We start from the raw sequence: 2,136 nt of genomic DNA on the forward strand, positions 1-2,136 counted from the left end.
GCCATTGGCCGGGGTCGATCGTCGTGAGCGGGACGCCCGCGCGCGCGACTCCGGCATCCTTTGCCGATGCCGGATTGATCGCCGCCTGTTGCGCGATGTCGACCACGTCCCGTCGTCCCCAATCACGCGGGCTGAGCCCGTGTTACGCAGGTCATCCTTAGCGCAAAGAATGGAAAATACCGTTGGCACGCCGCTTCAATTCGAGCGGTAATATTAACGTCTCGTTGAGCATGCGGCGCCGGATGCTCAATGCTGACTCTGCTTGTCGCCGGGCACGAAATGATCCCGCGCGCTTGCCCGTCCGCCGCTGGCCGTATCCGTGATGGCGATATCGACGTCGCGCGAGGTCCTCGGCAGGTCGCCAGGACCGACCTGCACCGACAGCCTGACTTCGCGGGTCTGGTCCTGCCCAACCTCAACGATCGGCTTGCCGTCCGAGCCGGCCTCGATGCCGGCGACGCGAATGGTCGCGCCGGGCAGTCCGGAGACCTCGAGCGCAAACGATCGTTGCGCGCCCTTGTTGAGAATGCGCACGGTGTAGTCGTTGCGCACGCCGCCATCCGAGAGCTGGACGAAGAGGGGATTGCGCTCGTGCAGCACGTTGACGTCCATCGTCGCGCGCGTAGCGAGAGTGTAGAGCATGATGCTGCCCACGATGGTGATGGTCGCGGCATAGATCAGCGTGCGCGGGCGGACGATGCGGTAGATCGGCGGCTTGCCGTCGCGCCGGCGCTGCATGTTGATGTCGGTGTCGTAGCCGATCAGTCCCTTGGGCCGGCCGATCTCGCGCATGACGTTGTCGCAGGCGTCGATGCACAGGCCGCACTGGATGCAGCCGAGCTGGATGCCGTGACGGATGTCGACGCCGGTCGGGCAGACATTGATGCATTGGTGGCAGTCGACGCAATCGCCGGCGAAATCGCCTTGCGCCCGGGCGGCATCCGCCTTCTTCACCGACATGCGCGGCTCGCCGCGGTCGCGGCGATAGGTGACGTTGAGCGCCCATTCGTCGGTCAGGGCCGCCTGGATGCGCGGCCACGGGCACATGTAGATGCACATCTGCTCGCGGGCGTGCCCGGCAAAGACATAGGTCGTCGCGGTCAGGATGCCGATCCAGAGATAGGCGATGAACGGGGCCTGGAAGGTTGCGAGCTCTTTCATCAGCGTCGGTGCGTCGTCGAAATACAGCACCCAGGCGCCGCCGGTCCACCAGGCGATCATGATCCAGAGAGAGTGCTTCAGCGCGACCTTTCGGATGTGACCGAACGTCCAGCAATGCTTGTCGCCCCGCATGCGCTCGCGCCGGTCGCCTTCGACCCAGCGCTCGACGGCGTAGAACAGGTCGGTCCACACCGTCTGCGGGCACATGTAGCCGCACCACAGCCGGCCCGCGACCGCGTTCATCAGGAACAGCGCCATGGCCGCAATGATGAGGAGGCCTGTGAAATAGTAGACCTCCTGCGGCCACAGCTCGATGAAGAAGAAATAGAAGCGGCGATGCGGCAGATCGATCAGCGCGGCCTGGTCGGGCAGGCCGGGTCCGCGATTCCAGCGCACGAACGGCAACAGATAATAGGTCCCCAGCGTGAGGCAGAGGATTGCCCATTTGATGCGGCGGAACGGGCCCTGGACCGACTGCGGATAGACCTTCTTCCGCTTCTCGTAGAGAGGTCCTTCGATGAAGGTATCGTCGGTCATGGCGCTCCTGGCGTCCGGAGCGGCAAGGGCCCTATCCGGGGGTGCGGAAGAGGCGGTACAGCGTCTCCAGCACCGTGCGGAACTCTCCGCTCGCGACGCTGTAGTATATCGTCTGGCCGTCCCGTCTGGATTTGACCAGGCTCAATGCGCGCATCTTGCCGAGATGCTGCGATAGCGCCGCCGAGGAAAGGCGCGACAGCTGATATAATGCTATTCGCTGCCCGCGAGGGGCGCGCTAGTCCGGAGGGTCGAATGGTTGCGACGTCTTTCACGCCAATGGCTTCGCTTATGGGCGGCGCGCTGATCGGCCTGTCCGCAGTCCTGCTGATGTGGGCGAAGGGACGCGTCGCCGGCGTCAGCGGCATCGCGGCACGGCTGTTTCCGCCCTACGAGGACGGCGAATTCGCCGGCCGGCTGGCCTTCGTCGCCGGTCTTGTC

At 64.7% G+C, this 2,136-nt stretch carries 2 protein-coding genes and 1 pseudogene; 1 reads left to right on the top strand and 2 read right to left on the bottom strand.

Going from position 1 to position 2,136, the window contains the following annotated elements; all coding sequences use genetic code 11:
- Window positions 1-246: 246 nt before the first annotated feature.
- Together ccoG and MOV75_RS35655 are read right to left on the bottom strand one after the other, a co-directional pair.
- Window positions 247-1,698, bottom strand: a complete 1,452-nt coding sequence (gene ccoG / locus MOV75_RS35650) for a cytochrome c oxidase accessory protein CcoG (RefSeq protein WP_246925204.1) — start codon at window positions 1,696-1,698, stop codon at window positions 247-249.
- Between the two features lie 31 nt (window positions 1,699-1,729).
- Window positions 1,730-1,879: pseudogene (locus MOV75_RS35655) on the bottom strand (ArsR/SmtB family transcription factor); the annotation flags it as partial.
- 71 nt (window positions 1,880-1,950) lie between these two features.
- On the opposite strand from MOV75_RS35655, the gene MOV75_RS35660 reads away from it, so the two are divergent.
- Window positions 1,951-2,136: YeeE/YedE family protein (locus MOV75_RS35660; protein ID WP_369010491.1), on the top strand; the 186-nt coding region annotated here is incomplete at its 3' end.

Origin of the sequence: Bradyrhizobium sp. PRIMUS42, from assembly GCF_023006515.1 — a bacterium.
Taxonomy (GTDB): domain Bacteria; phylum Pseudomonadota; class Alphaproteobacteria; order Rhizobiales; family Xanthobacteraceae; genus Bradyrhizobium.

Excerpts from the sequence above, each read along its gene's own strand:
- ccoG (WP_246925204.1), bottom strand. The coding sequence starts at position 1,698 with ATGACCGACGATACCTTCATCGAAGGACCTCTCTACGAGAAGCGGAAG.